Here is a 25,668-nt window from a genome sequence, read left to right on the forward strand (position 1 = left end):
TACGGCGTGCGGGCGGACGGACGGTAAACGGTCCCGGACCGTGGACAGTCCGATGGACGTCCACGGTCCGGGACCGTGGGGCCTGCGGTCGGCGGGCGTCGGGCAGGAGGACGGGCCTGCGGTCAGCGCGCGTCGCGCAGCGCGACGGCGGTGGCGACGGCGGCCGTGACGGCCTCGTGGCCCTTGTCCTCGGCGGAGCCCGGCAGGCCGGCCCGGTCGAGCGCCTGCTCCTCGTTGTCGCAGGTCAGCACGCCGAAGCCGACCGGGACGCCGGTGTCCACGCTGACCTGGGTGAGGCCGGAGGTGGCCGCCTGGCAGACGTAGTCGAAGTGCGGGGTACCGCCGCGGATCACCACGCCGAGGGCGATCACGGCGTCGTAGCCGCGGTCGGCGAGGCGCTTGGCGGCGACCGGCAGTTCGAAGGTGCCGGGCACGCGCAGCACGGTCGGCTCGGCGACGCCCAGCTCCTTGAGCGCCCGGTGGGCGCCGTCCAGCAGGCCGTTCATCACCTTGTCGTGCCACTGGGCGGCGATGACCGCGACCTTGAGGTCGGCGGCGCCGTCGATGGTCAGCTCGGGGGCTCCGTGGCCGCTCATGTCGCTACTTCCTGTCCTTGGTGGGGGGTTCGGGTGTTCGGCGGGTGGTTCAGCGGGTCGATCAGGAGCCGAGGCCGGGCAGGTCGTGGCCCATCCGGTCGCGCTTGGTGCGCAGGTAGCGCAGGTTGTGCTCGCCGGGCGCGATCTCGACCGCCTCGCGCCCCTTGACCTTGAGGCCGTGGTCGGTGAGCGCGGTCAGCTTCTGCGGGTTGTTGGTCAGCAGGGTGAGCGAGCGGACGCCGAGGTCCACCAGCATCTGCGCCGCGATGCTGTAGTCGCGGGCGTCGGCGGGCAGGCCCAGGTCCAGGTTGGCGTCGACGGTGTCGCGGCCCTGCTCCTGCAGCTCGTACGCGCGCAGCTTGTGGGCCAGGCCGATCCCCCGGCCCTCGTGGCCGCGCAGGTAGAGCACCACGCCGCGGCCGGCCTCGGCGACCCGCTGGAGCGAGGCCTCCAACTGCGGACCGCAATCGCAGCGCAGCGAGCCGAAGACGTCGCCGGTCAGGCACTCGGAGTGCACCCGCACCAGCACGTCCTCGCCGTCCGGCAGCCGGCCGTCGGCCCCGAGGCCGCCGGCCACCAGCGCGATGTGCTCGACGCCGTCGATCGTGCCCTGGTAGCCGACGGCGGTGAACTCGCCGTGCACGGTGGGCAGGCCGGTGGTGGCGGCCCGGTCGACGTGCAGCTCGGTGCGGCGGCGGTAGGCGATCAGGTCCTCGATGGAGATGATCGCCAGACCGTGCTCGCGGGCGAAGGCGACCAGCTCGGGCAGCCGGGCCATGGTGCCGTCGTCGTTGACCACCTCGGCGATCGCACCGGCCGGCGCCAGCCCGGCCAGCCGGGCCAGGTCGACGGCGGCCTCGGTGTGCCCGGGGCGGACCAGCACGCCGCCCTCGACGGCGCGCAGCGGGAAGACGTGACCGGGCCGGGTGAGGTCCCCGGGCTCGGTGCCGGGCGAGGAGAGCAGCCGGACCGTCCGGGCGCGGTCGGCGGCGGAGATGCCGGTGTCCACCCCCTCGCGGGCGTCCACCGAGACGGTGTACGCGGTGCCCTTGCGGTCCTCGTTGACCTGGGTCATCGGCGGGAGCTTGAGGCGGTCCAGCTCCTCCCCGGTCATCGGGGCGCAGATCACGCCGGAGCTGTAGCGGATGGTGAAGGCCATCAGCTCGGGGGTCGCGGCGGAGGCGGCGAAGACGATGTCGCCCTCGTTCTCGCGGTCCTCGTCGTCGACCACGATCACCGCGCGGCCGACCGCGATGTCGGCGATCGCCCGCTCGACCGGGTCGAGGACGAGCTCGTCACCGTCGCTGCCGGGCCGGGCGCCGGGCTGGGTCTGGTTCTCGGTCATGCCGTGACTCCCTGCGGGACGTTGGAGGACGTGGCTCGCGGCTCACGGGTGCTCAGCCACCAGGAACGCAGGCCGAGCAGCACCAGGACGAAGTAGACGGAGTAGGTGAGGCCGGAGAAGGTGTAGCCGCTGTTGAAGGCGAGCGGGACGCCGACCACGTCGACCGCGATCCAGGCGAACCAGAACTCCAGCCAGCCGCGCGCCTGGGCGACCATCGCGGCGAGCGTGCCGACGAAGATGTAGGCGTCCGACCAGGGGCTCCAGGACAGGCTGGGGTAGGCGCTGAACAGCGACGCCAGCGCGACGGTGCCGACCGCGGTGCCGGCCACCAGCGCGATCCGCTCGGGCCAGGTGGCGAACCGGACGGAGATCGTGCCGGTGTCGCTGCGCCCGCGCCGCCACTGCGACCAGCCCCAGGCGGCGGTGACGATGACGATCAGCTGCTTGCCGATCAAGCCGGGGACGTGGCCCCCGAGGTAGGCGGCGATCAGGACGGCGCCGGACAGGAGTTGGACCGGCCAGCTCCACACCGAGCGGCGCCAGCCGAGTGCCAGGCCGCCGAAGCCGAGCAGGTTGCCGATCATGTCGGCCCACTTCACGTGTTCACCGAGGACGGTGAACGCCTCTCCGCTGAGCCAGCTCATTCGTCGTCCCCCGTGCTGTGCGTGGTGTGTGCGGTGTGGGTGCTGTCCGCGGTGTCCGCGGTGTGCGTGGTCTGTGCGGCGTTCGGCAGGTTCGGAAGGGTGCGCGATTCGAGCAGCCGCTCCACGTACTTGGCGAGTACGTCCACCTCCAGGTTGACGCTCTCGCCGAGGGTCTTCGCGCCGAGCGTGGTCAGCGCCAGGGTGGCCGGGATGAGGCTGACGGTGAAGCTGTCGCGGGCCGCCTCCACCACGGTGAGGCTGACGCCGTCGACCGTGATCGAGCCCTTCTCCACCAGGTAGCGGGAGATGGAATCCGGCAGCGAGAAGCGCAGCACCTCCCAGCGCAGGTTGCCGGCCGCGTCCCGCTCGCCGGGCTCACGGCTCAACAGCCGCCCGGTGGCGTCGACATGGCCCTGGACCAGGTGTCCGCCGAGCCGGGCGCCGAGCGCCATCGCGCGCTCCAGGTTGACCGGGGAGCCGGGCTTCAACTCGCCCAGGCTGGAACGGTGCAGCGTCTCGGCCATCACGTCGGCGCTGAACTCGGCCGTCTCGGCCGCCAGTTCCTCGGCGCTGTCGACCACGGTCAGACAGACGCCGTTGACCGCGATGGAGTCCCCGTGACGCGCGCCGGCACGAACCACCGGGCCACGCAGGCGAATGCGCGAGGAGTCGCCGATCTCCTCGATCGACACGACCTCGCCGAGCTCTTCGATGATGCCGGTGAACACCCGGGTTCTCCTCGCGCTTGGGGCGCGGACTCCGGGGCGGCAGAGGGAGATGACACGGACGGGCAACGGTGCACAGGGCTGTCGACACGACCCGTCGCCGGGATGCCGGAGCCGTCGGGAGATCGCTCGCCCGACCCGGGAGACACCTCTCCCGCCGTTCACCTGACCGTGGCCCGGTCCGGTTCGTGATGGACCACGGGTACTGCTCTTCGTCCGCCCGCGCACGCCTCCCATCCGGACTTTAACCGTCGGTCCAGGAATTTCACCTGGTCAACCGGCCGCTGGCTGCGGACGGGTCGCGGACTGTAACCGCCGGTTCGGATTTTCACCGACCCCGGAGTGCGCTGAACGTCACTGCTGTTGACGTCATTGTGCCACGCGGGGCGCAAGCCCAGGGAGAGGGTTCCGCTGTGGCCTGTTTCACGGACTTACGGGGAATGCGCGGCGGGGCCCGGCGTTCGGGCCCGGCCCGGCGTTCGGGCCCGGCCGGGCGTTCGGGCCCGGCCCGGCGTTCGGGCCCGGCCCGGCGTTCGGGCCCGGCCGGGCTCAGAGCGCGGCGGGTGCGGCGATCGGTGTGAAGTGGCTGACCTCCGGGGGGTGCAGGAGGTAGTGCAGCTCGCCCTCCGACCAGACCGGCCGGATCCGCCACATCGGCCCGGCATACCCGCGCAGGGCCTCCTCGTCGCGCCAGCGGCTCACCACGAGCACCCGGTGCCCGCCCTCGGTCACCGAGCGCAACAGTTCACTGCCGAGGCAACCGTCCGTCCGCCCCAGCTGCGGGATCACCTGGCTGAGCAGGTGCGCGCAGAACTCCTCGATGCGATCGGCCGTGACCTGCCCGGCCCAGATTCTGACGATCACGGCCACCACCTCCGGCTGGCTGCAGTCCCTGGCCCCATTATCGGCGGAAAACCGCTGGTGGGGAGGGGTGGAGCGACTCTTTCACGGAGAGTTGGGGAACTCCCGGAAAGCGGTGCGGGAAGGGGCCTCCGTTAGATTCCCGGTATGACCCTCACACCGGAAGCCCCCGCGCCGTCATCGTCCTCCGTGCAGGCCCCGAACGGCCTGTTCGCCGCCCTCAGCGCGGGCGCCCTCACCGAGCCGGCCCAGCTGCGCGAGGTCTACGAGCAGCCGGGCGACCACGCCCGCCGCAAGCAGGTGGACCACCTCCACGAGGTCGCCCAACGGCTCATCGCCTGCTCCTCGCTGGTGTTCGTCGCCAGCTCCGACGCCGCCGGCCGCTGCGACGTCTCCCCGCGCGGCGGCCCGGCGGGGCTGGTCTCGGTGCTCGACGAGCACACCCTGGCCATACCGGACGCCACCGGCAACAAGCGCCTGGACACCCTGCACAACATCCTGGAGAACGGCCGGGTCGGCCTGCTCTTCGTCGTCCCGGGCCGGGACACCACGCTGCGGGTCAACGGGCGGGCCTGTGTCTCCACCGACCCGGAGCTGCTGCGGCAGCTGACGGCGGTCGGCAAGCCGCCGCGCAGCGCGATCGTGGTGGCCGTCGAGGAGGTGTACGCGCACTGCCCGAAGTCGCTGCTGCGTGCGTCCGCGTGGAAGCCGGAGAACTGGCTGGCCAAGGACGAGCAGCCGACATCGGCGGAGGTCACGCTGTCGCACCTGCGGGACGACTCGCTGACCGTCGAGATGATCGAGCAGACGGAGCGCGAGGCGCTGCTGTACCGGTACGAGTAGGGGCGGTGGCCGGTGGTGCCCCACGGCCGGTGGTGCCCCACGGCGGGTCGGGTGTTGGCCCGGCCGCGGGGCTTCCGCCCGTCCCGGGCCGGGTCAGGCGGCCTTCGGGAGGTCGATCACCGGTGCGCCGTCGGCCGCCCGCTGGACGGCCTCGACGCCCTTGTGGGCGGCGTCCTTGCTGGCGTAGCCCTGGCCGGTGGCGACGATCTCGCCGTTGCCCGCCTTGAGTCGGAACCGGTACTTGCCGCCGGCGTCCTGGTAGACCTCGAACTTGCCCGACATCCGGGCCACCTCCTCGTGCGGCGCGGGTGCGCCGCGTCGGCCCGTCCCCCTCCCCCTCGCAGCACCGTGCGCCCGCCGCCGGCCCGGGCGCACGCGGTCGGCCGCCGGACGGGTGAAGCCGGGCGGATCCGGGTTTGCGGGGGTGCCGGGGAGGCCGTCGGTGGTTTGAATGGACGGATGGACTGCGTGTTCTGTGCGGTGGTGGCGGGCGAGGAGCCCGCACACCGGGTGCTGGACGACGAGGCGGCGGTGGCCTTCCTGGACCGCCGTCCGCTGTTCCCCGGCCACGTGCTGGTCGTGCCGCGCGCCCACCACCGGACCCTGGCGGACCTGCCGGCCGGGGAGGTCGGGCCGTTCTTCCTGCGGGTGCAGCGGGTGGCGGCGGCGGTGGAGCGGGGCCTGGGCGCGGCGGGCAGCTTCGTCGCGGCGAACAACCGGATCAGCCAGTCGGTGCCGCACCTGCACGTCCATGTGGTGCCCCGCAACCCCAAGGACGGGCTCCGCGGGTTCTTCTGGCCCCGGGGGAAGTACCCGGACGAGGCGGGGGCGGCGGAGGTCGCGGCGCGGCTGCGGGCGGCGCTCGGGGAGGGGTAGGGGCTGCGGCGGGGGGCCGACGGGGTCGTCCGGCAAGGGGGCCGGCCGGCAAGAGGGTTGGGCGGCAAGGGGGTTGGGCGGCAAGGGGGTTGGGCGCTGGGGGCGTTGCGGTGAGCACGGGGGCGTACACCCGTGGGAGCATCCCGGATGGGCGAAATCATCTCCCGGGCGGACGACTTCGCAGGTCGCGGGCGCCTAGGCTCGCCCACATGGACGAACTGGCCCGCCTCGTGCAGCAGACCGCCGACCGTCTCGCCGGCCGGCGCGTCGGCGTGGTGGTCGCCGGGCTGGCCGGTGACGCCGTGGCGGTCCACGGCGCCGGGCGGACGGGGCCGGGGGGCCAAGTCCCGGGGGCCCGAACCCTGTTCGACATCGGCTCGGTCACCAAGGTGTTCACTTCACTCACGCTCGCCAAGCTGGCGCTCGACGGCGTCGTACGCCTCGACGAGCCGCTCGCGGAGGCGCTCGAGGAGGTGCTCCCCCGCCCGGCGGCCGTGCCGACCCGGCACGGGGAGGCGATCACCCTGCGGCACCTCGCCACCCATACCTCGGGGCTCCCCCGGTTGCCCCGGGGCATGGTGCTGCGCGGACTGCTCCGGCCCAACCAGCCCGACCCGTACGCCCATTGCACGACCGAGCGAATACTCTCCGGGCTCGCGCGGACGCGGCTGCGCTCCGTCCCCGGGCGCGACTTCCGCTACTCCAACCTCGGCGCCGGACTGCTCGGACTGGCCCTCGCCCACCGGGCCGACACCGGGTACGGGGAACTGGTGGCGCGCGAGGTCTGCACGCCGCTGGGGCTGACCGACACCTGCCTGCGGTCGGACGCCGAACAGTCCGCACGGCTGGCCCCCGGCCACGCGCCGGGCGGGCGGCCGGTGCCGTCCTGGGACTTCGCGGCGCTCCCGGGCATGGGCGGGCTCCGCTCCACCGCGGCCGACCTCGCGGCGTTCCTGCGGGCGCAGTTGGCGGCCGAGCGCGAGCCTGACGCGCCGTTGGCACCCTCGATGCTGCTCACCCGGGAGACCCGCCACCGGGTCAACCCGTGCGCCTGGACGCACCTCGGCTGGCTCGGGCACCGGCTGCACGCCCAGCAGGGCAGGCACCTGCAGCTGTGGCACAACGGGGGGACGGGCGGGTCCAGCTCCTTCCTGGCGTTCGACCCGGAGCAGCAGGTGGGGGTGGTGGTGCTGGCCAACTCCCGGCGGCCGGTGGACGCGGCGGGCACGGCGCTGCTGCGGCGGCTGCAGGTGGGGCTCGGCGCGGCCGGGCGCTGAGCGGCGGGGTACCGCTGCTTGGCGGCCGTCCCGGAGCCCGATAGGCCGAACGGCACCCCTGCTCCGGACACAGTCCGGCTGTTTCGGGCCAAAAGGTGTCGATTGGCACTGTCCCCGAAGGCGGTGGGTGATCGATCCTGGTGATCCGACAGCCGCAGTTCCGGTTGGGGGCGGTTGGCCGGTGGGGGACGGTTGGCCGGTGGGGGGCGGTTGAGGAGAGCGCCGAGGGCAAGGAGGCCGAAGTGGCGATGGTGTGGTCGCCCGCGTGGGCGCAGTCGTTCATGGAGAACGGCCAGGCCCGGTGCGGGCCGGCCGGTCCGCTCGGACCGGTGGTGCGGGTGCACCGGGCGTTCCGGCCGGTCCCGTGGCGGGCGCGGACGTGGCTGGACGCGGCTGCGGCGGTCCTGGCGCTGGCGTTCTGCCTGGCGCTCGGTGAGTGGTGGCCCGCGCCCGTGGTGGCGGCTGTGGCGGTGGTGGCCGTGAGCGGGTACGGCGTACTGCGACGCGCGCCCGGCCTGCACTCCGTGCGGGTCCACGAGGGCGGGCTGGCGCTGGTCGGGGCGGACGGCGGCGAGCGGCGGCTGCTGTGGGCGGGCATCGAGGCCGCCGAGTACTCCCCCGGCGGGCACCGCCGGGAGCCCGAGCGGGGTCGAATATGGCTCGCCGACGCGGACAGGCCCTTGGTGCTGACCCAGTTGCACGGCTTGGAGGGGCTGGTGCGGGAGGTGGACGAGCGCCTCTCCCCCGGCCTCCGGGCCGCCCTTCACGAGACGCTGCGCACCGAGGGGAGCGTCCGGTTCGCCCGGGGGCGGCTGACCGTGACGGCCGCCGGGCTGGTGCACCGGCCCGCGCATCACCTGGCCCCGACGGAGGCCCATCGGTGGGCGGAGGTGCACTCGGTCCGGGCGTCCGGACTCGGGGAGTTGGAGATCCGGACGCGGCCGGTCGGACTGCCGCTCACCCTCCCGGTGTCCAATGCCCGCGCGGCGGCGGAGTTCCTGGAGGAACTCCGCTCCCGACCCGGACCCCGGCCCCGCCCCCGGCCCCGGAGCGCCTTGGCGAACGCCTGACGAGGCCTTCGCCAGCGTGGTCCTGGCCTGGCTGCAGGAGACCGGCGCCGACCCGGCCCGGCTCAACGCCAACGGCGGCGCCATCGCCCCCGGCCACCCACTGGGCGCCGGCGGCACCCGCCTGATGACCACCCTGGTGTACGAACTGCTCAGCAGCGGCGGGCGGTTCGCCCTGCAGACCATGTGCGAGGCGGGCGGCCTGGCCGACGCCACCGTCCTGGAGGCGCTCGACCGATCCACAGCTTCCCCTAGGGGCCGCCGAAGGCCCATCCCCCAAGGGATCAGTACATCGCTGAGCGGACGTCAGTTCCCGCGTCCCGACCTACCGTCGGTCGCATGAGCCGACACACGAACCGCCTTCGCACCACCGCGGCCGCAGCCGCCCTGCTGCTCGCGCTGCCCCTGTCGATCGCCGCGGCCGCACCGGCCCTGGCGGCGCCCGCCACCCCGGCCGCCGCCACCGGTTCCGCCGCCGGCGCCACCACCGCCCCGACCGCCGTCCACGTCGAACTCCCGCGCCCGACCGGGCCGTACGCGGTCGGGCAGGAGGTCCTGCACCTGGTCGACCAGAACCGTCCGGACCCGTGGGTCCCCTCCGCCGGGCCGCGTCAGCTGATGGTCACGATGTACTACCCCGCGCACGCCGGAACCGGCAGCCCGGCTCCATACATGACCGCCGCGGCCGCCCGGATGCTGCTGGACGGCAAGCTCCCGGGCAACACCCTCCCGACCGAGGACGTGACCAACACCCGTACCTGGTCCGCGACGGACGCGCAGCCGAAGGGCGGCCACTACCCGCTGGTGGTGCTGTCGCCCGGCTTCACCATGCCGCGCGCCTCGCTCACCAGCCTCGCCGAGGACCTGGGCAGCCGCGGGTACGTGGTGGCCCTGGTCGACCACACCTACGAGAACACCGGCACCACCTTCCCGGACGGGCAGACGCTGCCCTGCGTGGTGTGCGGCACGCTCAAGACGCCCGAGGCCTGGCAGGGCCTGGACGAGAGCCGGGCGAAGGACGTCTCCTTCGTCATCGACCAGCTGACCGCCCGCCCCCACCCCGCCTGGCGCTACGCCCGCATGATCGACCGCGACCGGATCGGCATGGCCGGGCACTCGGCCGGCGGCGCGGCCGCCGTCCCGGCACTGGTGACCGACGACCGCATCCAGGCCGGGGCGGACCTGGACGGCAGCATGGACTACCTGGTGCCCGAGTCCGGCATCGGCGGCAAGCCGTTCCTGATGATGGGCCACCCGCTGCCCGGCGGCGGGGAGGACACCAGCTGGACCAAGAGCTGGTCCCGGCTCGACGGCTGGAAGCGGTGGCTGACCGTCGACGGCGCCGACCACGGCAGCTTCACCGACTTCCCGCTGTTCTTCGAGGCGCTCGGCATGCCCCAGGGGCCGGACACCACCCTGTCGGGCCAGCGGGCCGTCCAGCTGACCCGCCAGTACGTCGGGGCGTTCTTCGACCTCCAGTTGAAGGGCATCGACCAGCCGCTGCTCGACGGACCGACCGCCGCCAACCCGGAGGTGCGGTTCAACTCCTGACCGGCAGCAACCCCCTGAGGTACCGCACCCCGAGGCCGCCGGCGACCAGCCGGCGGCCTCGTCGGCCTGCCCGCCGCCCTGGCGGCGCTCCGGAGGAGACGGTCTAAGCAGCGGCGGCCGAGGCGATCGGTTCGAGGAGCGGGTGCGGGCGGACCAGGGCGCGGGAGACCGGGTCCTCGCGGCGGCCTCCGGTGTGGGCCGGGTTGGGGCGCATGGTGACCTCGGCCGGGGGGACGGGCCCGCCGCCGCAGGCGGGGCAGGCGCCGATGAGGTCCAGGTCGGTGCCGCAGGCGAGGTGCGCGAACAGGTGGTGCGGGCCGCCCGGGGTGGCGTGCCGGCCGCCCCAGCGGCTCAACTGGTAGAGCGGGCCCCAGAGTTCGAGGCCGACGTCGGTGAGCAGGTAGCCGTGGCGCAGCGGCGCCTGCTGGTACGGCTCCTTGCGCAGCACCCCGGCCGCGACCAGGGCGTTGAGGCGCGCGGTGAGTACGGCGCGCGGGATGCCGAGGTGGGCGAGGAAGTCATTGAAGCGCTGCACACCGTAGAACGCGTCGCGGACGATCAGCAGGCTCCAGCGTTCGCCGACCACCTCCAGGGCGCGGGCCAGTGCGCAGTCCTGCAGTTCGTAGTCGGTTCCCAGCGCCATGCGGGCCAGCGTAGTCCACGGCCGAAGTGGGTTCAATGAACAGACTCACAGTGGTAGCGTGCTGCCCGAGACGAAGGTTCATTCACCAGACCAATCGGTCCGCCCTCCGGAGGGAACACCCATGCCCCCCGCGCCACCCAACACGTCCGCCCCTCCCGTTCGGCCCGTCCGGCCCGTCCGGCCCGGTGCCACGCTGGCCGTCACGGCGGCCGCGACCGCCCTGGTCACCGTCGCCTACACCGCCCCCACCGCCTCGCTCGCCGCCACCGCCCAGGCCGCCCACCTCGGCGCCTCGGGTCTCACCTGGATCCTCACCGGCACCCTCGTCGGCATCTCGGCACTCCTGCTCACGGCCGGCAGCGCCGCCGACGACCACGGCCGCAAGCGGGTCTTCACCTCCGGCGTGCTGCTGTTCGCCGTCGCCGAAGCCCTGGCCGCGCTCGCTCCCGGCGGCACCGTCTACCTGGCCGCCCGGGTACTGCTCGGCGTCGCCTCGGCCGCCGTCCTCGCACCCGCGCTCGGCCTGATCAGCCACGCCCACCCGGCCGGACCCGAACGGATCAGGGCGCTCGGCATCTGGGGCGCGGCCGTCGGCCTCGGCATCGCGGTCGGGCCGGTGTACGGCGCGCTCGTCCAGCAGTGGGCCGGCTGGCGCGCGGTCGGCGGCGGACTCGCCGTCGTCTCCGCCGCCGTGGCGGCCTGCGCCGCCGCCTGCCTCACCGAATCCCGGGCCGAACAGCCCCGCGCGCTCGACCCGTACGGTGTGCTCACCCTCGCCGCCGGCACCACCCTGCTCATCGCCGGACTCGCCGAAGGCCGCAGCGGCTGGGGGCGGCCGTCGGCGGTGGTGCTGCTGGTCGGCGGCGTGGCGCTGCTCGCGGCCTTCGCGGTGGTGGAGGCGAGGGTCCGCGAGCCGATGCTCGACCTGGCCCTGTTCCGTAGCCCCGGATTCATCGCCGCAACCGGCGGCGCCCTGTTCACCGGGCTTTCGCTGGTCGGCTTCATGAGCTACCTGCCCACCCTGTTGCAGGGCGTGCTCGGCCTCTCCGGGCTGGCGGCGGGCGGCGTGCTGGCCCTCTGGTCCGGCCTCTCCGTGGTCGCCGCCCTCCAAGCCCGACGGCTGGCCGCCCGCCTCGCGGCCACCACCCAGGTCGCCCTCGGCCTGCTCGTCTGCGGCCTCGGCGAAGCCGGCCTGTACGGGCTCACCCCCGGCTCCTCCTGGCTCCGGCTGGCCCCCGGCCTGGCCGTGGCCGGTCTCGGCAGCGGCGTCCTCAACGCCGCCCTCGCCCGGCTGGCGGTCAGCAGCGTCCCCGCCCACCGCGCGGCCATGGGCTCGGGCGCCAACAACACCTCCCGCTACCTCGGCTCCGCCCTCGGCGTCGCCGTGACGGTCACCGTCGCCGCCTCCGCCCACCCCCACACCCCCGGCCCCGAAGCCGCCGCCCGCGCGCTCGCCACAGGCACCGACCGCGCCGTCCTGGTCGCCGCCGCCCTCTGCCTCCTCGGCGCAGCCCTCGCCCTGGCCGCCCACCGCGCCGACCGCCGCCCCGCCCCCACCCCAGAGCCCACCCGCACCCCCGCCCCGGCCCGATGACCCAGCAAGCGCACAGGAAGTCGACCCGGCCGACTTCCACACAGCCCGGCCCCCGAACACGAACCGCTCAACCCCAGTCAACCGAGTCGGAACAGGAGATCGACCCACCCGACGTACCACGCACCCCGGCGACCGGCTGCCCGCAGCGGGAAGGGCCGCTTAGGCCCGGCCCGAACCGACACAGGAAATAAGGCCCGCCGACTTTCCGTGCACAGCCACCACATTCGCACAACGCGGCGACCGGCCACCCGCAGCGAATAGGGCCACTTGGACTCGGTTCGATCCTGCGCAGGAAGTCGGCCCCGCCGACTTTCCGTGCACAGCAACCGAGACAGAAAGTCGGGCTCGCCGCCTTCCGCACAAGACGGCGACCGAACGCCGACCGATCAGTCCCCGCCGAAGTCGGGTCCATCGACCTTTCACGCAGGAATGCAAGACCGGTAACCGCTGCGCCCGGCGCAGTCGCTCGGCCGCACCCCGGCCGCACAGAGAGTCGACCCGGCCGACCTCCTGCGCAATGTGGCGACCAGCCCGCCGCCGGTGCGGGAATCCCCGCATGGCCTCGGGCCGGACCGGTACAGGAAGTCGGACCCGCCGACTTCCTGTGGACGGCCACCAGATTCGCGCCGGGCGGCCACTGCGCCAACCAGCCGCAATCAGGGCGCATAGAAAGTCGACCCGGCCGACTTCCCGCGCGAGGCGGCGAGTGCCCGGCCGCGGCGGGAAGGGCCGCTTGGCCGCGAGCCGAGCCGAGCCGACGGAGGAAGTCCAGCCCCGAAAGGCCGCCGAATGCGCACCGGGCGGCCGTTGCGCCCGATACGGCTGCGCAGAAAGTCGAGTTGGTGACTCAGTTGGTCGACTTCCTGTGCGGGGCGTGGGAGTCATCGTTGGCGGTGGTGGTCGTCCGGGGGTGGTGGATCCTCTGCTGGAGGCGGGCATGGGGCCCTCGGCGTGGTGGGGTGGGGTGGCCGAAGAAGCCCGGTGTTCTGTCCGTGTCCGGCAGGGGTGGGCCACGAGGGGCGGGGCGTGGGGGCCGCGTGCGAGGATGGCAGGGCTGGTGGGAACGAGCTCCGGGCGGGTCTCTGGCCATGGTGGACGACGACGCGCAGCGCCGGGGGGAGCCACAGCAGCACGCCCTGCTGATGGTGCCGATCGCCACGGCGCTGATCGACGCCGACGGGCGGATCCTGGACTGGAGCGGCGACGCGGAGGCGCTGCTCGGTTACCGTGCGGACGAGGCGGTGGGGGCGAAGGCGGCCCGGCTGCTGACCTCGAACGAGCACCGGCCCGAGGTGCTGGCGCTGTTCCGGGAGATCCTCGCGGGCCGGGAGTGGTCCGGGGTCTTTCCGGTGCGGCACCGGGACGGGCATCTGGTGAAGCTGGAGTTCCGGACCCATCCGGTCCGGGGGCCCGGCGGGGTGCCGCTGGTGCTCGCGGTGGCGTCGGAGGTGACGACGTTGCGCCGGATCCAGGCGGACCTGGCCGTGCTGGACGGTTTCTTCACCCAGTCCCCGGTCGGCATGGCGGTGTTCGACACCGGGTTGCGCTACGTCCGGCTGAACGAGGCGCTGGCCGTGGCGAACGGCCTGCCCGCGCGGGAGCACCTGGGCCGCCGGCTCTCCGAGGTCCTGCCCGGGATCAACGGGGCCGAGGCCGAGGCGGTGATGCGGCAGGTGCTGGCGAGCGGCCGGCCGGTGGTGGACTTCCGGTCGCAGGGCCGTACGCCGGGGGATCCGCAGCGGGACCGGGCCTGGTCGGCCTCGTACTTCCGGCTGGCGGACCGGGGCGGGCGGGTGCTCGGGGTGAGCGCGACCATCATCGACGTCACGGAGCGCTACCGGGCCGACGCCCGGGCGGCCCGGGCGCAGGAGCGGCTGTCGCTGCTGGTGGACGCGACCGCGTCGATCGGCACCACGCTTGACCTGCGGCAGACCGCGCGGGAGCTGGCGGACGCGATGGTTCCCCGGGTGGCGGACATCAGCGGGGTGTTCGCGCTGGAGGCGCTGATCGCCGGGCGCAACGTCGAGCCGCCCGTGCCGGACTCCGCCCAGTTGGTGCGCCGGCTGGCGTTGGCCACCGCGGATCCGCTGTACCCGGCCGATGCGCTGCCGGTGGACTCGGTGTACGAGCTGCCCGCGGACTCCCCGTACGCCCGGGCGCTGATCACCGGGCGGACGGTGGTGGTGCCGTCCTGGGAGCTGTCGCCGCTGGCCGACGCGCTCAGCGAGAGCCGCCGCCGGGCGTTCCTGGGCGACCGGCCGCGCTCGGTGCGGATCACCCCGCTGGTGGCGCGCGGCACGACGCTCGGCATGGTGGTGTACTCGCGGCGCGGTGAGCGGGAGTCCTTCGCGGAGGCCGACATCACGCTCGGCGACGAGCTGGCCTCGCGCGCGGCCGTCGCGATCGACAACGCCCGGCTGTACCTGCGCCAGCACCAGACGGTGCTGGCCCGGCAGCAGGCGCTGCGCGAGGCGAAGGCCGCGCAGGAGCGGCTCGCGCTGGTGAACGCGGCCTCCGCCCGGATCGGCACCACGCTCGATCTCGACCGCACCGCCCACGAGTTGGCCGAGGTGGCGACGCCCCGACTGGCGGACACGGTGGTGGTGGAGGTGCTGGAGGAGCTGGTCCGCGGCGAGCGGGAGGCGCACGCACCGGCGGACGGTTCGGCGCTGCTGCGGCGGATGGCGTTCCACTCGGTGCACGGCTCCACCCTGGCGCCGATCGCCCGGCTGGGCGGGGTGCACCGGTTCCTGCCCGGTTCCCCGTACGCGTGGAGCCTGGCGCACCGCAAGCCGGTGCTGGTGCCGCGGATGGACGAGGAGGGCATGGCCTGGTTCGCCGAGGATCCGGTGCGCACGGCCGCCGTGCGGGAGCAGAACGTGCGCTCGTTCATGGTCGTCCCGCTGATCGCGCGCGGCAATCCGGTCGGGGTCGCGGGCTTCTACCGGACGTTGGTCGCGCGCCCGTACGAGGACGAGGACCTGGCGCTGGCCGGGGAGTTGGCGGTGCGGGCGGCGGTGTCGATCGACAACGCGCTGCTGTTCACCCGCGAGCGGGACGCGGCCGCGGCCCGGCAGCGGGCGCTGGACGAGGCCTGGGCCGCCCAGCAGCGGCTGGGCCTGCTGAACGAGGCCAGCACCCGGATCGGCACCACACTCGATCTGCACAGCACCGCACGGGAGTTGGTGGACGTGGTGATCCCGCGATTCGCGGACTTCGTGACGGTGGACCTGCGCGACGCGGTGCTCGGCGGCGAGGAGCCGGGGCCGGTGCCGAGGGCCGGGCCGGTGCTGATGCGAGCGGTGGCGGTCGGCGAGGCTGCGGCGGACGGCACCATGACGGCCGCCGCGGACCAGGTCGGCGAGACCTCGCAGTCCGCCGAGGTGTACGCCCAGAGCCTGCGCACCGGGCGGTCGATCCTGGTCCCCGAGGTGACGGAGAAGGAGCTGCGCCGGATCGTCGCCTCCCCCGACCGGGTGCAGCCGGGGCTGGCCGCCGGGGTGCACTCGTACCTGATGGTGCCGCTGATGGCGCGCGGACTCGTGCTGGGCGGCGCGGAGTTCGTCCGCACCCACAATCCGGTGCCGTTCGACCCGGCGGACCGTTCGCTGGCCGAGGAGCTGGCCGCCCGTACCGCGCTGGCGATCGACAACGGCCGGCTCTACCGCCGGGAGCGGGACACCGCGCTGACCCTCCAACGCAGCCTGCTGCCGCAGGAGATCCACCGAACCCTCGGCCTGGAGCTGGCCCACCGCTACCTGCCCAGCAGCGTGGTCAGCGAGGTCGGCGGCGACTGGTTCGACGTGGTGCCGCTCTCCTCCGGCCGGGTCGCCCTGATCGTCGGCGACGTGATGGGCCACGGCATCCGGGCCGCCGCCACCATGGGACAACTGCGGACGGTGGCAAGGACGTTGATCACCCTGGAGCTCAGTCCGGTGCGGGTCCTGCACCGGCTGGACGAGGCCACCTCGGCGCTCGGCGATGGCCAGTTCGCCACCTGCGTCTGCGTGGTCTACGACCCGGCGGACCGCAGCTGCACCGCCGCCTGCGCCGGTCACCTGCCGCCCGTGGTCGCCGACACCGAGGGCAACGCCCACCTGGTCGAACTGCCGCCGGGCGCACCGCTGGGCGTGGGCGGAGTCCCGTTCGAGAGCGTCGAGTTCACCCTCCCCGAGGAGGCCATCCTGACCCTCTACACCGACGGACTGGTCGAGCGCCGGGGCCACGACCTGGACGAGGGGCTGGAGCTGCTCTGCCGTACGGTCGCCGACCGGCGCCGCTCGCTGGAGCAGACCTGCGACGCCGTCCTGACCCGGCTCACCGGGCGCACCCAGGACGACGACATCGCCGTCATCATGGCGCAGGTCCGCCCGGCGGGCGCCGACCGGATCGCCGCCCTGCCCCTCACCGGCGACCACTCGATGGTCGCCCACTCCCGGCACTTCACCCGCGAGACACTCACCACGTGGGGCCTGACCGCGCTCGCCGACGGGGCCGAGCTGCTCACCAGCGAGCTGATCACCAACGCCCTGGTGCACGCCGGATCGCCCACCCAGCTGCGGCTGTTCTGCGACCGGGTGCTCACCGTGGAGGTCGCCGACCGGGAGAGCGAGACGCCCCGGATCCGGCGCGCCCGCAGCGAGGACGAGGGCGGGCGCGGCATCCACCTGGTCAACGAGCTGGCGCACCGCTGGGGCAGTCGCCGGACCGGGGAGGGCAAGGTGGTCTGGTTCGAGCTGGAGCTGCCGCCAGGCTTCCCGCCTGCGTGAACAACCAGTGGTTGTCGGCGGCCGGCCGGGGTTGTTGGCCGCCGGGGCGACCATGGGGCTTTGCTGGTGCCACGGCGGGAGAGCCCCGGCCGGACGGACCACAGGAGCCCACCATGCAGCAGAACGACGCCCGCACCGTCGTCACCGAGTACGTCACCCGGCTGGCCGCGGGTGAACTCGACGCCGCCATCGCGCTGTTCGCCGAGGATGCCGCCTGGACGTACCCGGGCGGCCTGGCGCTCTCCCGCACCTGGCGCGGCAAGCAGGAGATCTTCGGGGACTTCCTCGGCCAGGTCGGCACCCTGTTCGCCCCCGACGGCCTGCCGAGCATCACCCTCACGAGCGTCCTCGCCGACGGCCCGCAGGCGGTGGCCGAGTGGACCGTCGTCGGGAGGGCCGCCAACGGCGCCGCGTACGAGAACCACTGCCTGGGCGTGTTCACCGTGGAGAACGGCCTGATCACCGCCGTCCGCGAGTACCTGGACACCCACCACGTGGCGCAGACCCTGCTGGCATGAACCCGCGGCGCCCCCGATCGGCACCAGGAACACCGGTCAGTCCGGCAGCAGCAGGTTGACGTCGCCGAACTCGTGCCACAGGTAACGCTGTTGCACGGCCCCGCGGTAGCAGGCTGCCAGCAGCGGGCGGCCCGCGACGGCGGCCAGCAACAGCAGGTGGGAGGCGCGCGGCTCGTGCCAGCCGGTGAGCAGGCCGTCCACCGCGCGGACCCCGCGCTCCGGGGTGACCACCAACTCCGTCCAGCCGCCCGCCTCCTGGAGCGTGCCGTCCGGGGCGACCGCCGACTCCAGGGCACGCACCACGGTGGTGCCGACGGCGATCACCCGGCCGCCCTCGGCCCGGACACGGCCGACCAGCCGGGCGGTGGCCGCCGGGACGTGGAAGCGCTCCGCGTACGGGGCCTCGTGCGCCTCCGGCGAGGCGACCCCGGTGTGCAGGGTGAGCGGCGCGACCAGCACGCCCCGGCCGGCCAGCCGTGCCACCGTGTCCGGCGTGAACGGACGCGCAGCGCTGGGCATTTCGCTGCTGCCGGGGACGGTCGCGAAGACCGTCTGGTAGGCCTCGAGCGGCCAGTCGCGGTCCACGTAGCCGTACCGGATCGCCCGGCCGTGCAGCGCCAGGTACGACAGCAGGGGTGCGGGCAGGGAGAGTTCGGCGAACCAGAGGCGGTCGGTGAAGGACTTCACCAGGACGGCCGCGCCGCCGGCCGGCAGGGCGACGCTCAGGCCCGGGCGGGCCGGGGACTCCTCCGGCGGGTAGTAGGCCGCCGCCGAACCCGGCACCGACCGGCGCAACTCGACCAGGTGGGAGCCCCGTTGATCGGGTTGGGCGGAGGACAGGTGCAGGGCGACCGGGGTGCCGTCGGGCAGCCGGCCCGGCAGGGCCGCCGGGAGGGTGGCCGAGTTGTTGACCACCAGGAGGTCCCCAGGGCGCAGCACCTCGGGCAGTTCGGTGAAACGGCGGTGCTCGACGGCGCCGCCCGCCCGTCGGCCGACCAGCATCCGCACCCCGTCCCGGGCCGCGCCGCGGGCCTCCGCCGGTGCACGGGCGGAGAGTTCGGGCGGGACGGTCACGTCGAGGCCGAGTGCGGCCAGGGTCGTCATCGTCCACCCCGGGCGGGGGCGGGCACGGCCGCCAGGTCCTCGGCGCGGTAGCGGCCGGAGGGGGTGCGGTCACGCAGCAGGTCGAGCAGCAGTGGGGCGACCTGCTCGGGCAGCGGCTCGCCGGAGATGTCCTCGCCGGGACTGGCCTCCTGCAGCATCCGGGTGCGCATGCTGCCCGGGTCGACCGCCCAGACGCTCAACTCCGGCTCCTCCCGGGCGAGTACGGCACTGGCCAGGTCGAGCGCGGCCTTGCTGGCGCCGTAACCGCCCCAGCCGGGGTAGGGGACCACGGCCGCGTCCGAGCTGATGTTGAACACGGCGCCGGAGCGGGCCCGCAGTTGGGGCAGGACGAGCTGGGTGAGGGCGATCGGGGCGAGCGCATTGACCTCGAAGAGCTCCAGCAGATCCGGCAGCGGGAAGTCGGCCAGCCGGGGCAGCGGTTCGGCGCCGGGCGCGGCGGCGCCGTTGAGCGAGCCGGCGTTGTTGATCAGGAGGCGCGCGCCGCCGAGGCGCTCGGCGGCCTCGGCGAGGTGGGCCCGGTGGTCGTCGTCGACGATCGAACCCGGTAGGGCGACGACCTCGGTCACGGCTGCCAAACCCGCCGCGGCCCCGGCGAGTTCGGCCGCGCCCCGGGCGGTGATCACCAGCCGCCAGCCTTCGGCGGCGAGGGCGTGGGCAAGGGCCAGCCCGAGGCCGCGGGAGGCGCCGGTGACCAGGGCGACGGGGGCGGAATCGGTGTGCGGTGCTGCGTTCATGGCTCAACGATCGCGCCGCCGGGCGGCCGGCGGATCGGCCGACCGAACCGGGACCCGGTCCTCCGTTCGCCCTAGACCGCGAGCCGGACCTAGGACCGGGACCGGGACCGGGGTGGCCCGTGACCCGTGACCCCGGCGAGACGTCAGCCCCCCGGCCGCCCAGCCGGACGGGTCGTCCCAGGCGGCGAGCGTGCGGCGGCTCTCGAAGCAACGCTCCCGACCCGTCAGCGGATCGGTGAACTCGACCGTCGAGGCGAGCAGTTGCAGCGGCCGGCGGAAGTCGTCCGGGTCCGGCTCGGGCAGCACCACCGGGTACACCGGGTCACCGAGGATCGGCACTCCGAGACCGCTCATGTGCAGCCGCAGCTGATGGGTGCGCCCGCTGAGCGGCTGCAGCCGGTACCGGCCGAGGCCGTCGCGGCGCTCCAGCAGCTCGATCCGGCTCTCGCTGTTCGGCGGCGCGTCGAGCTCCCGGGCGGCGATCACCCCGCGCTCCTTGACGATGTGGCTGCGCACCGTGCGCGGCAGGTTCAGCTCCGGGTCGTACGCGGCGATCGCCTGGTATTCCTTGCGCACCTGGCGGTCGCGGAAGAGCGTCTGGTAGGCCCCGCGGTCCTCGGGGCGGACCACGAACATGGCCAGGCCCGCGGTGAGCCGGTCGATCCGGTGCGCGGGGCTGAGCGCCGGCAGGTCGAGGCCGTGCCGAAGCCGGGAGAGCGCCGTCTCGACGACGTGCCGGCCGCGCGGGGTGGTGGCCAGGAAGTGCGGCTTGTCGACCACCACCAAGTGCTCGTCGCGGTGCAGCACCACCAGTTCGAAGGGGACGGTCACCTCCGCCGGGAGGTCCCGGTAGAACCACAGGTGCGCGCCGGGGCGAAACGGTTCGTCGAAGGCGATCGGGCCCTGTTCGCCGACGATCTCACCCTCGCGCAGCGCCGCCTCGATCCGCACCGCGGCCACCGCGGGCAGCCGCTCGACCAGGTGCTCCCGCACGGTCGGCCAGTCGCCCTCCAGGGGCAGCCGCAGGTGCACCGGGTCCACGCCGAGGCGCTGCGGGAGGGGCGAGGTCGGGCGGCGGTTCTTGCGTCTCATCTCCCGGCCCAGCCTAGTGCGCGCCCCGCTCACCCCCGCAGCGAGGTGCCGGGGCCCGGGGCACCGGCACGCCGGTGCGCCCCCCGCGCCGAGGTGCTGACCCGGGGCCGGGCGGGGAAAGTGGTTCGAAGGCCCTCGGGCTCCTGAAGCTTTTCCCGTACTGGAGGAGGACGCGTGAGCGCCGACGGCCCGGACGGGCTTCCGCCGCTGCACCTGCCACGGCGGACCCGGCTGCTGCTGTACGGCGCCCTGGTACTGCTGGTCGCCGCCGTGGTGGCCGCCCTGGCCCTCGGCCCGGGGGCGACCCTGTCCCCGCTGCTCGCGGTGGCCCCGGTGCTCGCCGGGGCCACCACCCGCAAGGCCCGGGTCCCGCTGCTGGTCGGCGCGGCGGCGCTGGTGGCGGTCGGCGCGCTGGAGTCGGGGAACACCCAGCTGCCGCCCTCGGTGCGGATCAGCGTGCCGGTCACCGTCCTGGCGGCGACCCTGGCCAGCGCCGCCAGCGTGGTGCTGGTGGCGGCCCGGGAACGGCAGCTGTACCAGGTCCGGACGGTGGCCGAGGCCGCCCAGCGGGCCCTGCTGCGGCCGCCCGCCGAACGGATCGGACCGCTGCGCCTGGCCGTGCGGTACGTCGCGGCGACCGCCGAGGCCCGGATCGGCGGGGACCTGTACGCCGTGGTGGAGACCCGCTTCGGGGTGCGGATCCTGCTGGGCGACGTTCAGGGGCACGGACTCCCGGCGGTGGAGACGGCGGCGGATGTGCTGGGGGTGTTCCGGGAGGCCGCCCGGACCGAGCCCGACCCCGGGCGGCTCGCCGAACGGCTGGACGCGGCGCTGACCGCGCGGCCGGGCGACGGCCGGTTCGCCACCGCGCTGCTGCTGGACGTCCCGGCCGACCGGGAGCCGGTGCGGGTGGTGAACTGCGGCCACCCGCCGCCGCTGCTGCGCCGGGCGGGCAGGGTCGACGAGCTGGCGCCGGCCGTCCCGGCCCCGCCGCTGGGCCTGCGCGAGCTGACCGGGGAGGACTACGCGACGAGCCGGTTCCAGCCGTGCCCGGGCGACCTGCTGCTGCTCCACACCGACGGGGTGTCCGAGGCCCGGGACTCCGGGGGCCGGTTCTACCCGCTGGCGGAACGGCTGCCCGGGCTGCACGGCAGCAGTCCGGCGGACCTGCTGGACGCCGTGCTGACGGACGTCCGGGCTTGGACCGGGGACGCCGGGCTGGCCGACGACGCGGCACTGCTGGCGCTGCGCTGGGACCACTGAGGCGGCTGCGCCGGGTGTGCGTGGTGTGTGCGGTGAGCGGGCGGGGACGATTGTCAGTCGCGTGTGCAACGCTTCACGCACGGTCGCCGGAACGCCGACAGGGTGTCGCCGGGGCGGCGACCGTACGCGCCGAGGGGTGCGTGCCGAAGGCGTGTGAGGACTGACGAGGGGAGCGTGCCATGGCCGAGGCGAGCGGGTCGTTCGAGGTGACGGCGTTCGAGCCGGTGGAGACGGAGCAGCTCGAAGGTGCCGCCTTCGGGCAGGTCAGGATCTCCAAGACCTTCACCGGCGGGCTGAGCGGGCACGGCGAGGTGCGGATGCTGTCCGTCGGCGATGCCTCCGGCGGGCCGGCCTCGTACGTCGCGGTGGAGCATGTGACGGGCGAACTGGACGGGCGCACGGGCTCCTTCGTGCTGCAGCACGCGGCCTGGGACACCACCGGGGTGACGATACGCGTGGTGCCGGGAACGGGGGCGGGCGAGCTGGCCGGGATCAGCGGCGAGTTCCGGCTGTCCGTCGACGCGTCCGGCACCCACACCTACGTACTGGCGTACGAGCTGGGCTGACGCCCACCCGACCGCGCCCGACCGCGCCCGTCACAGGATCGGCTGGGTCGCCTCCAGTCGTTGGATCGCGGCCCGGACGGCCGTCGCGAAGCTCCAGAACAGGGGCAGCGTGTTGGCCGCCCGGTCGGCCCGGGTGTTCTTGCCGGGGGCGAACATCGCGGCCCGCAGCTCGGTGGTCAGCTCCAGCTGGGCACCCATGCCGAGCATGCTGCGGTTGCAGATGTTCTCCGGGGAGATACCCGCGATGCCCCCCTCGCCGGACGCGGCCACGGCGCGTACGCCCACCGCGGCGAACTCCTCCAACAGGTACTGACGGAAGTTCGGGTTCAGACCGCCGACCAGCACGGCCTGGGCGCCCGTCTCCAGGCCGGCCCGGGCGGTGGTGGTGCCGTGCAGCGACAGCACGTTGAGGCTGCCGGAGCACATCGCCCGGACCACGGTGTCGTCGCAGTGGGTCGAGGTGACGTGCAGCGCGCTGTTGTTCGAGGAACGCAGGCCCTCGAACATCCAGAAGTCGTGCGCCGACCCGACGGCCGGGATCGGGGCGAGGTCGGCGGGGTGGTAGCCGGCGACGGCCAGGCACAGTTCCGAGGTGCCGGCCTCGATGCCGCCGCCGTGCGGGGCGATGACGGTGGTCCGGAGGAACCCCGGACGGCCCTGCGGGCTCTGGTCGTCGATCAGGTGCCGGCGGTAGCGGCGGCCGTAGTCCACGCCCTCGACCAGCGTCGGGTCGGCGTACAGCGCGGTGTTGGAGGGGTAGAGGTCGGCGGCGTGCGCGGGAGTGCCCCGCAGGACGACGCCGATGGAGGCGAGGGCCGGGGCCGCGGCGAAGGCGGTCATCAGGGTGCGGCGGTTGATCACGGCCACAGATCATCTCAGGAGGCGAATGAAAGGTAAAAGTCTAGAAAAGTCATAACAAAATAGAAGTCAGGGCGGATTCGGTGCGGTCGGCCCGGCCCCGCGTCACCTTGACGGACGCGCGCCGCGACCACCGGGGACAACTCCACGCTGCCACGATGATGCGATCAGTGCACGATCGGCCTCGAAGGGTGGCGCATGCCCAGCACAGCAACAGGCCCTGCCGTAACAGCCCCTGCAGCAACGGCCGTCACGGCTGCGGCCCGCCCGCCGGCGACGGTCGAGGAGGTGGTCGGCCGGCTGCGGGAGATCGCGGCGGCACTGCCCATGGCCGACGGGGTGGCGGTCTTCAACCGGCTCTACCTCACCGTCACGGAGGCGGTCCGCGACCGGCTGTCGGACGGGTACTTCGCCGACCCGCCGGCGATGGCCGAGCTGGACGCGGTCTTCGCCGGGCGGTACCTGCTGGCGGTGGCCGCCGATGCGGCCGGACAGCAGCCGCCCGCCTGCTGGCGGCCGCTGTTCGCGCTGCGCGCCCACCCGGGCGTGCACCCGCTGCAGTTCGCGCTGGCCGGGATGAACGCCCACATCCAGCACGACCTGCCGCTCGCCGTGGTGGAGCTGTGCCGTCGCCGGGGCTGCGCGCCCGCCGAGGTCGAACCGGACTACCACCGGATCAACGGGGTGCTGGCCGAGGTGGAGTCGGTGGTCCGGGAGCAACTGCTGCCCGGGCCCGAGCTGCCGGAGTGCGCCGAGCCGCTCAGCCACCTGCTCGGCACCTGGTCGGTCGAGGCCGCCCGGGAGGGTGCCTGGTCCGCCGTCCAGGCACTCTGGGAGCTGCGCGGGCTCCCGGCCGCCGCCCGGGCCTTCGCCGCGGTGCTGGACGGGACGGTCGGGCTGCTCGGCCACGCCCTGCTGCTCCCGCTGGTGCCGTACGACGGCTGCGACGGCCGCGACGGTTACAAGGACTACGAGGACTGCGACATCGACGGCGTCCAGGACGACCACCCCGACCACGACACCCGCGCCGAGTGCCCCGACCGCACCGGGAGCCCCGGAACGGCCGCGGCCGCCCGGCTCCCCGAAGCGAGGAACCGGGCGGCCGACGGTACGGACGCGGGCGGGCTCAACCGGCCCGATCCCGGCTAGCCCGTCCCCGCCGGCCGCAGGGCCGACGGCCCTGCGGCCGGCGACCCAGCGACCCGATCAGGCCCAGCTGGAGTGCAGCGGCTTGCCCTCGGCGTAGCCGGCCGCGCTCTGGACGCCCACGATCGCCTTCTCGTGGAACTCCTCCAGGGTGTTGGCGCCCGCATAGGTGCAGGAGCTGCGCACGCCGGCCACGATCGAGTCGATCAGGTCCTCGACGCCCGGGCGGGCCGGGTCGAGGAACATCCGGGAGTGCGAGATGCCCTCCTCGAAGAGCGCCTTGCGGGCCCGGTCGTAGGAGGAGTCCTGGGCGGTGCGGTTGCTGACCGCACGGGCCGAGGCCATGCCGAAGCTCTCCTTGTACTGGCGGCCGTCGGCGGCGGTCTGGAGGTCCCCCGGGGACTCGTAGGTCCCGGCGAACCAGGAGCCGATCATCACGTTGGAGGCACCGGCGGCCAGCGCCATGGCGACATCGCGCGGGTGGCGCACGCCGCCGTCGGCCCAGACGTGCTTGCCGAGCCGGCGGGCCTCGGCGGCGCACTCCAGGACGGCGGAGAACTGCGGCCGGCCGACGCCGGTCATCATCCGGGTGGTGCACATGGCGCCGGGGCCGACACCGACCTTGAGGATGTCCGCGCCCGCCTCGACCAGATCGCGGACACCGGCGGCGGAGACCACGTTGCCGGCCACGATCGGGATCTGCGGGTCCAGGCCGCGCACGGCGCGCAGCGCGCTGATCATGCTCTCCTGGTGGCCGTGCGCGGTGTCGACGACGAGCACGTCGGCACCGGCGTCGATGAGCGCCTTGGCCTTGCCCGCGACGTCGCCGTTGATGCCGACGGTGGCGGCGATCCGCAGCTTGCCGTTCGCGTCCACGGCCGGGGTGTACAGGGTGGCGCGCAGCGCGTTCTTGCGGGTGAGCAGGCCGACCAGCTTGCCCTCGCCGTCGACGACCGGAGCGAGCTTGCGGTGCGCCTCGGTGAGCTTGTCGAAGGCGGTGCGCGGGTCGAGGCCCTCGTCCAGCAGCAGCAGGTCGCGGGACATGACGTCGGCGAGGCTGGTGAAGCGGTCGACACCCTGGCAGTCGGAGTCGGTGACCACGCCGACGGGCTTGCCGTCCTCGACCACCACGAGGGCGCCGTGGGCGCGCTTGGGCAGCAGCGAGAGCGCCTCGGCGACGGTGGCGCCGGGGGCCAGGGTGATCGCGGTGTCGACCACCAGGTGGCGCTGCTTGACCCAGGAGACGACCTCGGCGATGACCTCGGTGGGGATGTCCTGGGGGATGGCGACCAGGCCGCCGCGGCGGGCGACGGTCTCGGCCATCCGGCGGCCCGCGATGGCGGTCATGTTGGCGACGACCAGCGGGATGGTGGTGCCGGTGCCGTCGTTCGAGGAGAGGTCGACGGCCTGCCGGGAGCCCACGGAGGAACGGCTGGGGACCATGAAGACGTCGTCGTACGTCAGGTCGTACGAGGGCTTGAGGTCGTTCAGGAAGCGCATGAAGGGGGCTCTCCGGCTGGGGGAAGGTACACCTCGGGTGCGGTTGCGGCGATGCCGCCGGGGCGCACTCGGGCG

General features: G+C 74.1%; 22 protein-coding genes, 2 pseudogenes and 1 riboswitch. Of the genes and pseudogenes, 12 read left to right on the top strand and 12 right to left on the bottom strand.

Annotation, left to right across the window (positions count from 1 at the left end):
• Window positions 1-122 precede the first annotated feature (122 nt).
• From ribH to ABTY61_RS20210, 5 genes are all read right to left on the bottom strand, one after another.
• Window positions 123-596: a 6,7-dimethyl-8-ribityllumazine synthase gene (ribH, locus tag ABTY61_RS20190; protein WP_350506378.1), complete on the bottom strand. Its 474-nt coding sequence runs from the start codon at window positions 594-596 to the stop codon at window positions 123-125.
• A 61-nt stretch (window positions 597-657) separates the two neighbouring features.
• Window positions 658-1,941, bottom strand: a complete 1,284-nt coding sequence (locus ABTY61_RS20195) for a bifunctional 3,4-dihydroxy-2-butanone-4-phosphate synthase/GTP cyclohydrolase II (protein WP_350506379.1) — start codon at window positions 1,939-1,941, stop codon at window positions 658-660.
• Complete coding sequence (locus ABTY61_RS20200; RefSeq protein WP_350506380.1) at window positions 1,938-2,585, bottom strand: nicotinamide mononucleotide transporter family protein; 648 nt, start codon at window positions 2,583-2,585, stop codon at window positions 1,938-1,940. The genes ABTY61_RS20195 and ABTY61_RS20200 overlap by 4 nt, the downstream gene beginning before the upstream one ends.
• A complete protein-coding gene (locus ABTY61_RS20205; RefSeq protein ID WP_350506381.1) occupies window positions 2,582-3,313 on the bottom strand; it encodes a riboflavin synthase in 732 nt (243 codons plus the stop codon). Before ABTY61_RS20205 ends, ABTY61_RS20200 begins: the two co-directional genes overlap by 4 nt.
• A gap of 218 nt (window positions 3,314-3,531) precedes the next feature.
• A riboswitch (FMN riboswitch) is annotated at window positions 3,532-3,659 on the bottom strand.
• A gap of 200 nt (window positions 3,660-3,859) precedes the next feature.
• On the bottom strand, window positions 3,860-4,174 hold the full coding sequence (locus ABTY61_RS20210) for an antibiotic biosynthesis monooxygenase family protein (RefSeq protein ID WP_350506382.1): 315 nt from the start codon (window positions 4,172-4,174) through the stop codon (window positions 3,860-3,862).
• A 144-nt stretch (window positions 4,175-4,318) separates the two neighbouring features.
• On the opposite strand from ABTY61_RS20210, the gene ABTY61_RS20215 reads away from it, so the two are divergent.
• Window positions 4,319-5,014: an MSMEG_1061 family FMN-dependent PPOX-type flavoprotein gene (locus ABTY61_RS20215; RefSeq protein ID WP_350506383.1), complete on the top strand. Its 696-nt coding sequence runs from the start codon at window positions 4,319-4,321 to the stop codon at window positions 5,012-5,014.
• Window positions 5,015-5,107: 93 nt separating this feature from the next.
• On the opposite strand, the gene ABTY61_RS20220 is transcribed toward ABTY61_RS20215, so the two are convergent.
• A complete protein-coding gene (locus ABTY61_RS20220; RefSeq protein ID WP_350506384.1) occupies window positions 5,108-5,296 on the bottom strand; it encodes a YegP family protein in 189 nt (62 codons plus the stop codon).
• Window positions 5,297-5,473: 177 nt separating this feature from the next.
• On the opposite strand from ABTY61_RS20220, the gene ABTY61_RS20225 reads away from it, so the two are divergent.
• From ABTY61_RS20225 to ABTY61_RS20245, 5 genes and pseudogenes are all read left to right on the top strand, one after another.
• Window positions 5,474-5,890, top strand: coding sequence for an HIT family protein (locus ABTY61_RS20225; protein ID WP_350506385.1), 417 nt, complete (start codon window positions 5,474-5,476; stop codon window positions 5,888-5,890).
• A gap of 209 nt (window positions 5,891-6,099) precedes the next feature.
• Complete coding sequence (locus ABTY61_RS20230) at window positions 6,100-7,167, top strand: serine hydrolase domain-containing protein (RefSeq protein WP_350506386.1); 1,068 nt, start codon at window positions 6,100-6,102, stop codon at window positions 7,165-7,167.
• 242 nt (window positions 7,168-7,409) lie between these two features.
• Complete coding sequence (locus tag ABTY61_RS20235; RefSeq protein ID WP_350506387.1) at window positions 7,410-8,237, top strand: hypothetical protein; 828 nt, start codon at window positions 7,410-7,412, stop codon at window positions 8,235-8,237.
• A pseudogene (locus ABTY61_RS20240) lies at window positions 8,236-8,466 on the top strand (steroid 3-ketoacyl-CoA thiolase); the annotation flags it as partial. The gene ABTY61_RS20235 and the pseudogene ABTY61_RS20240, both read left to right, overlap by 2 nt.
• 107 nt (window positions 8,467-8,573) lie before the next feature.
• Complete coding sequence (locus ABTY61_RS20245) at window positions 8,574-9,785, top strand: alpha/beta hydrolase family protein (RefSeq protein WP_350506388.1); 1,212 nt, start codon at window positions 8,574-8,576, stop codon at window positions 9,783-9,785.
• Window positions 9,786-9,888: 103 nt separating this feature from the next.
• Here the strand turns inward: ABTY61_RS20245 and ABTY61_RS20250 are convergent, their stop codons facing one another.
• Window positions 9,889-10,428: a winged helix-turn-helix transcriptional regulator gene (locus ABTY61_RS20250; RefSeq protein WP_350506389.1), complete on the bottom strand. Its 540-nt coding sequence runs from the start codon at window positions 10,426-10,428 to the stop codon at window positions 9,889-9,891.
• Window positions 10,429-10,549: 121 nt separating this feature from the next.
• Here ABTY61_RS20250 and ABTY61_RS20255 point away from each other — a divergent pair, with 121 nt between their 5' ends.
• The 3 genes from ABTY61_RS20255 to ABTY61_RS20265 all read left to right on the top strand — a co-directional run bounded on the left by ABTY61_RS20255 (window position 10,550) and on the right by ABTY61_RS20265 (window position 17,309).
• A complete protein-coding gene (locus ABTY61_RS20255) occupies window positions 10,550-12,022 on the top strand; it encodes an MFS transporter (protein ID WP_350506390.1) in 1,473 nt (490 codons plus the stop codon).
• Window positions 12,023-13,110: 1,088 nt separating this feature from the next.
• Entirely contained in the window at window positions 13,111-16,791 is a 3,681-nt protein-coding gene (locus ABTY61_RS20260) for a SpoIIE family protein phosphatase (RefSeq protein WP_350506391.1), read from the top strand.
• A 113-nt stretch (window positions 16,792-16,904) separates the two neighbouring features.
• A complete protein-coding gene (locus ABTY61_RS20265; RefSeq protein ID WP_350506392.1) occupies window positions 16,905-17,309 on the top strand; it encodes a nuclear transport factor 2 family protein in 405 nt (134 codons plus the stop codon).
• A 36-nt stretch (window positions 17,310-17,345) separates the two neighbouring features.
• Here ABTY61_RS20265 and ABTY61_RS20270 read toward each other — a convergent pair whose 3' ends face one another.
• From ABTY61_RS20270 to ABTY61_RS20280, 3 genes and pseudogenes are all read right to left on the bottom strand, one after another.
• On the bottom strand, window positions 17,346-18,413 hold the full coding sequence (locus ABTY61_RS20270) for an S-adenosylmethionine:tRNA ribosyltransferase-isomerase (protein ID WP_350506393.1): 1,068 nt from the start codon (window positions 18,411-18,413) through the stop codon (window positions 17,346-17,348).
• Window positions 18,410-19,168: an SDR family NAD(P)-dependent oxidoreductase gene (locus ABTY61_RS20275; protein ID WP_350506394.1), complete on the bottom strand. Its 759-nt coding sequence runs from the start codon at window positions 19,166-19,168 to the stop codon at window positions 18,410-18,412. Before ABTY61_RS20275 ends, ABTY61_RS20270 begins: the two co-directional genes overlap by 4 nt.
• A 171-nt stretch (window positions 19,169-19,339) precedes the next feature.
• Window positions 19,340-20,260 (bottom strand): annotated as a pseudogene (locus ABTY61_RS20280) (pseudouridine synthase); the annotation flags it as partial.
• 174 nt (window positions 20,261-20,434) lie between these two features.
• Here ABTY61_RS20280 and ABTY61_RS20285 point away from each other — a divergent pair.
• Window positions 20,435-21,523 (top strand): PP2C family protein-serine/threonine phosphatase, encoded by a 1,089-nt coding sequence (locus tag ABTY61_RS20285; protein WP_350506395.1) that lies wholly within the window; start codon window positions 20,435-20,437, stop codon window positions 21,521-21,523.
• A gap of 179 nt (window positions 21,524-21,702) precedes the next feature.
• Window positions 21,703-22,089 carry a DUF3224 domain-containing protein gene (locus ABTY61_RS20290; RefSeq protein WP_350506396.1) on the top strand — a complete coding sequence of 129 codons (387 nt, stop codon included), beginning with the start codon at window positions 21,703-21,705 and terminating at the stop codon, window positions 22,087-22,089.
• Window positions 22,090-22,119: 30 nt separating this feature from the next.
• Here the strand turns inward: ABTY61_RS20290 and ABTY61_RS20295 are convergent, their stop codons facing one another.
• Window positions 22,120-22,956 carry a poly-gamma-glutamate hydrolase family protein gene (locus ABTY61_RS20295; RefSeq protein ID WP_502895377.1) on the bottom strand — a complete coding sequence of 279 codons (837 nt, stop codon included), beginning with the start codon at window positions 22,954-22,956 and terminating at the stop codon, window positions 22,120-22,122.
• 189 nt (window positions 22,957-23,145) lie between these two features.
• Here ABTY61_RS20295 and ABTY61_RS20300 point away from each other — a divergent pair, with 189 nt between their 5' ends.
• A complete protein-coding gene (locus ABTY61_RS20300; RefSeq protein WP_350506398.1) occupies window positions 23,146-24,096 on the top strand; it encodes a DUF5995 family protein in 951 nt (316 codons plus the stop codon).
• A gap of 57 nt (window positions 24,097-24,153) precedes the next feature.
• Here the strand turns inward: ABTY61_RS20300 and ABTY61_RS20305 are convergent, their stop codons facing one another.
• Window positions 24,154-25,593, bottom strand: coding sequence for a GuaB1 family IMP dehydrogenase-related protein (locus tag ABTY61_RS20305; RefSeq protein WP_350506399.1), 1,440 nt, complete (start codon window positions 25,591-25,593; stop codon window positions 24,154-24,156).
• Window positions 25,594-25,668 lie beyond the last annotated feature (75 nt).

The organism is Kitasatospora sp. NPDC096128, assembly GCF_040303105.1.
Lineage (GTDB): Bacteria > Actinomycetota > Actinomycetes > Streptomycetales > Streptomycetaceae > Kitasatospora.

What these genes read in the sequence shown, in the direction of transcription:
- ABTY61_RS20230 (WP_350506386.1), top strand. Translation starts at nt 6,100, where the DNA reads ATGGACGAACTGGCCCGCCTCGTGCAGCAGACCGCCGACCGTCTCGCC.
- ABTY61_RS20215 (WP_350506383.1), top strand. Translation starts at nt 4,319, where the DNA reads ATGACCCTCACACCGGAAGCCCCCGCGCCGTCATCGTCCTCCGTGCAG.
- ABTY61_RS20290 (WP_350506396.1), top strand. Translation starts at nt 21,703, where the DNA reads ATGGCCGAGGCGAGCGGGTCGTTCGAGGTGACGGCGTTCGAGCCGGTG.
- ABTY61_RS20200 (WP_350506380.1), bottom strand. Translation starts at nt 2,585, where the DNA reads ATGAGCTGGCTCAGCGGAGAGGCGTTCACCGTCCTCGGTGAACACGTG.
- ABTY61_RS20270 (WP_350506393.1), bottom strand. Translation starts at nt 18,413, where the DNA reads ATGACGACCCTGGCCGCACTCGGCCTCGACGTGACCGTCCCGCCCGAA.
- ABTY61_RS20255 (WP_350506390.1), top strand. Translation starts at nt 10,550, where the DNA reads ATGCCCCCCGCGCCACCCAACACGTCCGCCCCTCCCGTTCGGCCCGTC.
- ABTY61_RS20245 (WP_350506388.1), top strand. Translation starts at nt 8,574, where the DNA reads ATGAGCCGACACACGAACCGCCTTCGCACCACCGCGGCCGCAGCCGCC.
- ABTY61_RS20265 (WP_350506392.1), top strand. Translation starts at nt 16,905, where the DNA reads ATGCAGCAGAACGACGCCCGCACCGTCGTCACCGAGTACGTCACCCGG.
- ABTY61_RS20300 (WP_350506398.1), top strand. Translation starts at nt 23,146, where the DNA reads ATGCCCAGCACAGCAACAGGCCCTGCCGTAACAGCCCCTGCAGCAACG.
- ribH (WP_350506378.1), bottom strand. Translation starts at nt 596, where the DNA reads ATGAGCGGCCACGGAGCCCCCGAGCTGACCATCGACGGCGCCGCCGAC.
- ABTY61_RS20225 (WP_350506385.1), top strand. Translation starts at nt 5,474, where the DNA reads ATGGACTGCGTGTTCTGTGCGGTGGTGGCGGGCGAGGAGCCCGCACAC.
- ABTY61_RS20220 (WP_350506384.1), bottom strand. Translation starts at nt 5,296, where the DNA reads ATGTCGGGCAAGTTCGAGGTCTACCAGGACGCCGGCGGCAAGTACCGG.
- ABTY61_RS20260 (WP_350506391.1), top strand. Translation starts at nt 13,111, where the DNA reads ATGGTGGACGACGACGCGCAGCGCCGGGGGGAGCCACAGCAGCACGCC.
- ABTY61_RS20195 (WP_350506379.1), bottom strand. Translation starts at nt 1,941, where the DNA reads ATGACCGAGAACCAGACCCAGCCCGGCGCCCGGCCCGGCAGCGACGGT.
- ABTY61_RS20250 (WP_350506389.1), bottom strand. Translation starts at nt 10,428, where the DNA reads ATGGCGCTGGGAACCGACTACGAACTGCAGGACTGCGCACTGGCCCGC.
- ABTY61_RS20275 (WP_350506394.1), bottom strand. Translation starts at nt 19,168, where the DNA reads ATGAACGCAGCACCGCACACCGATTCCGCCCCCGTCGCCCTGGTCACC.
- ABTY61_RS20305 (WP_350506399.1), bottom strand. Translation starts at nt 25,593, where the DNA reads ATGCGCTTCCTGAACGACCTCAAGCCCTCGTACGACCTGACGTACGAC.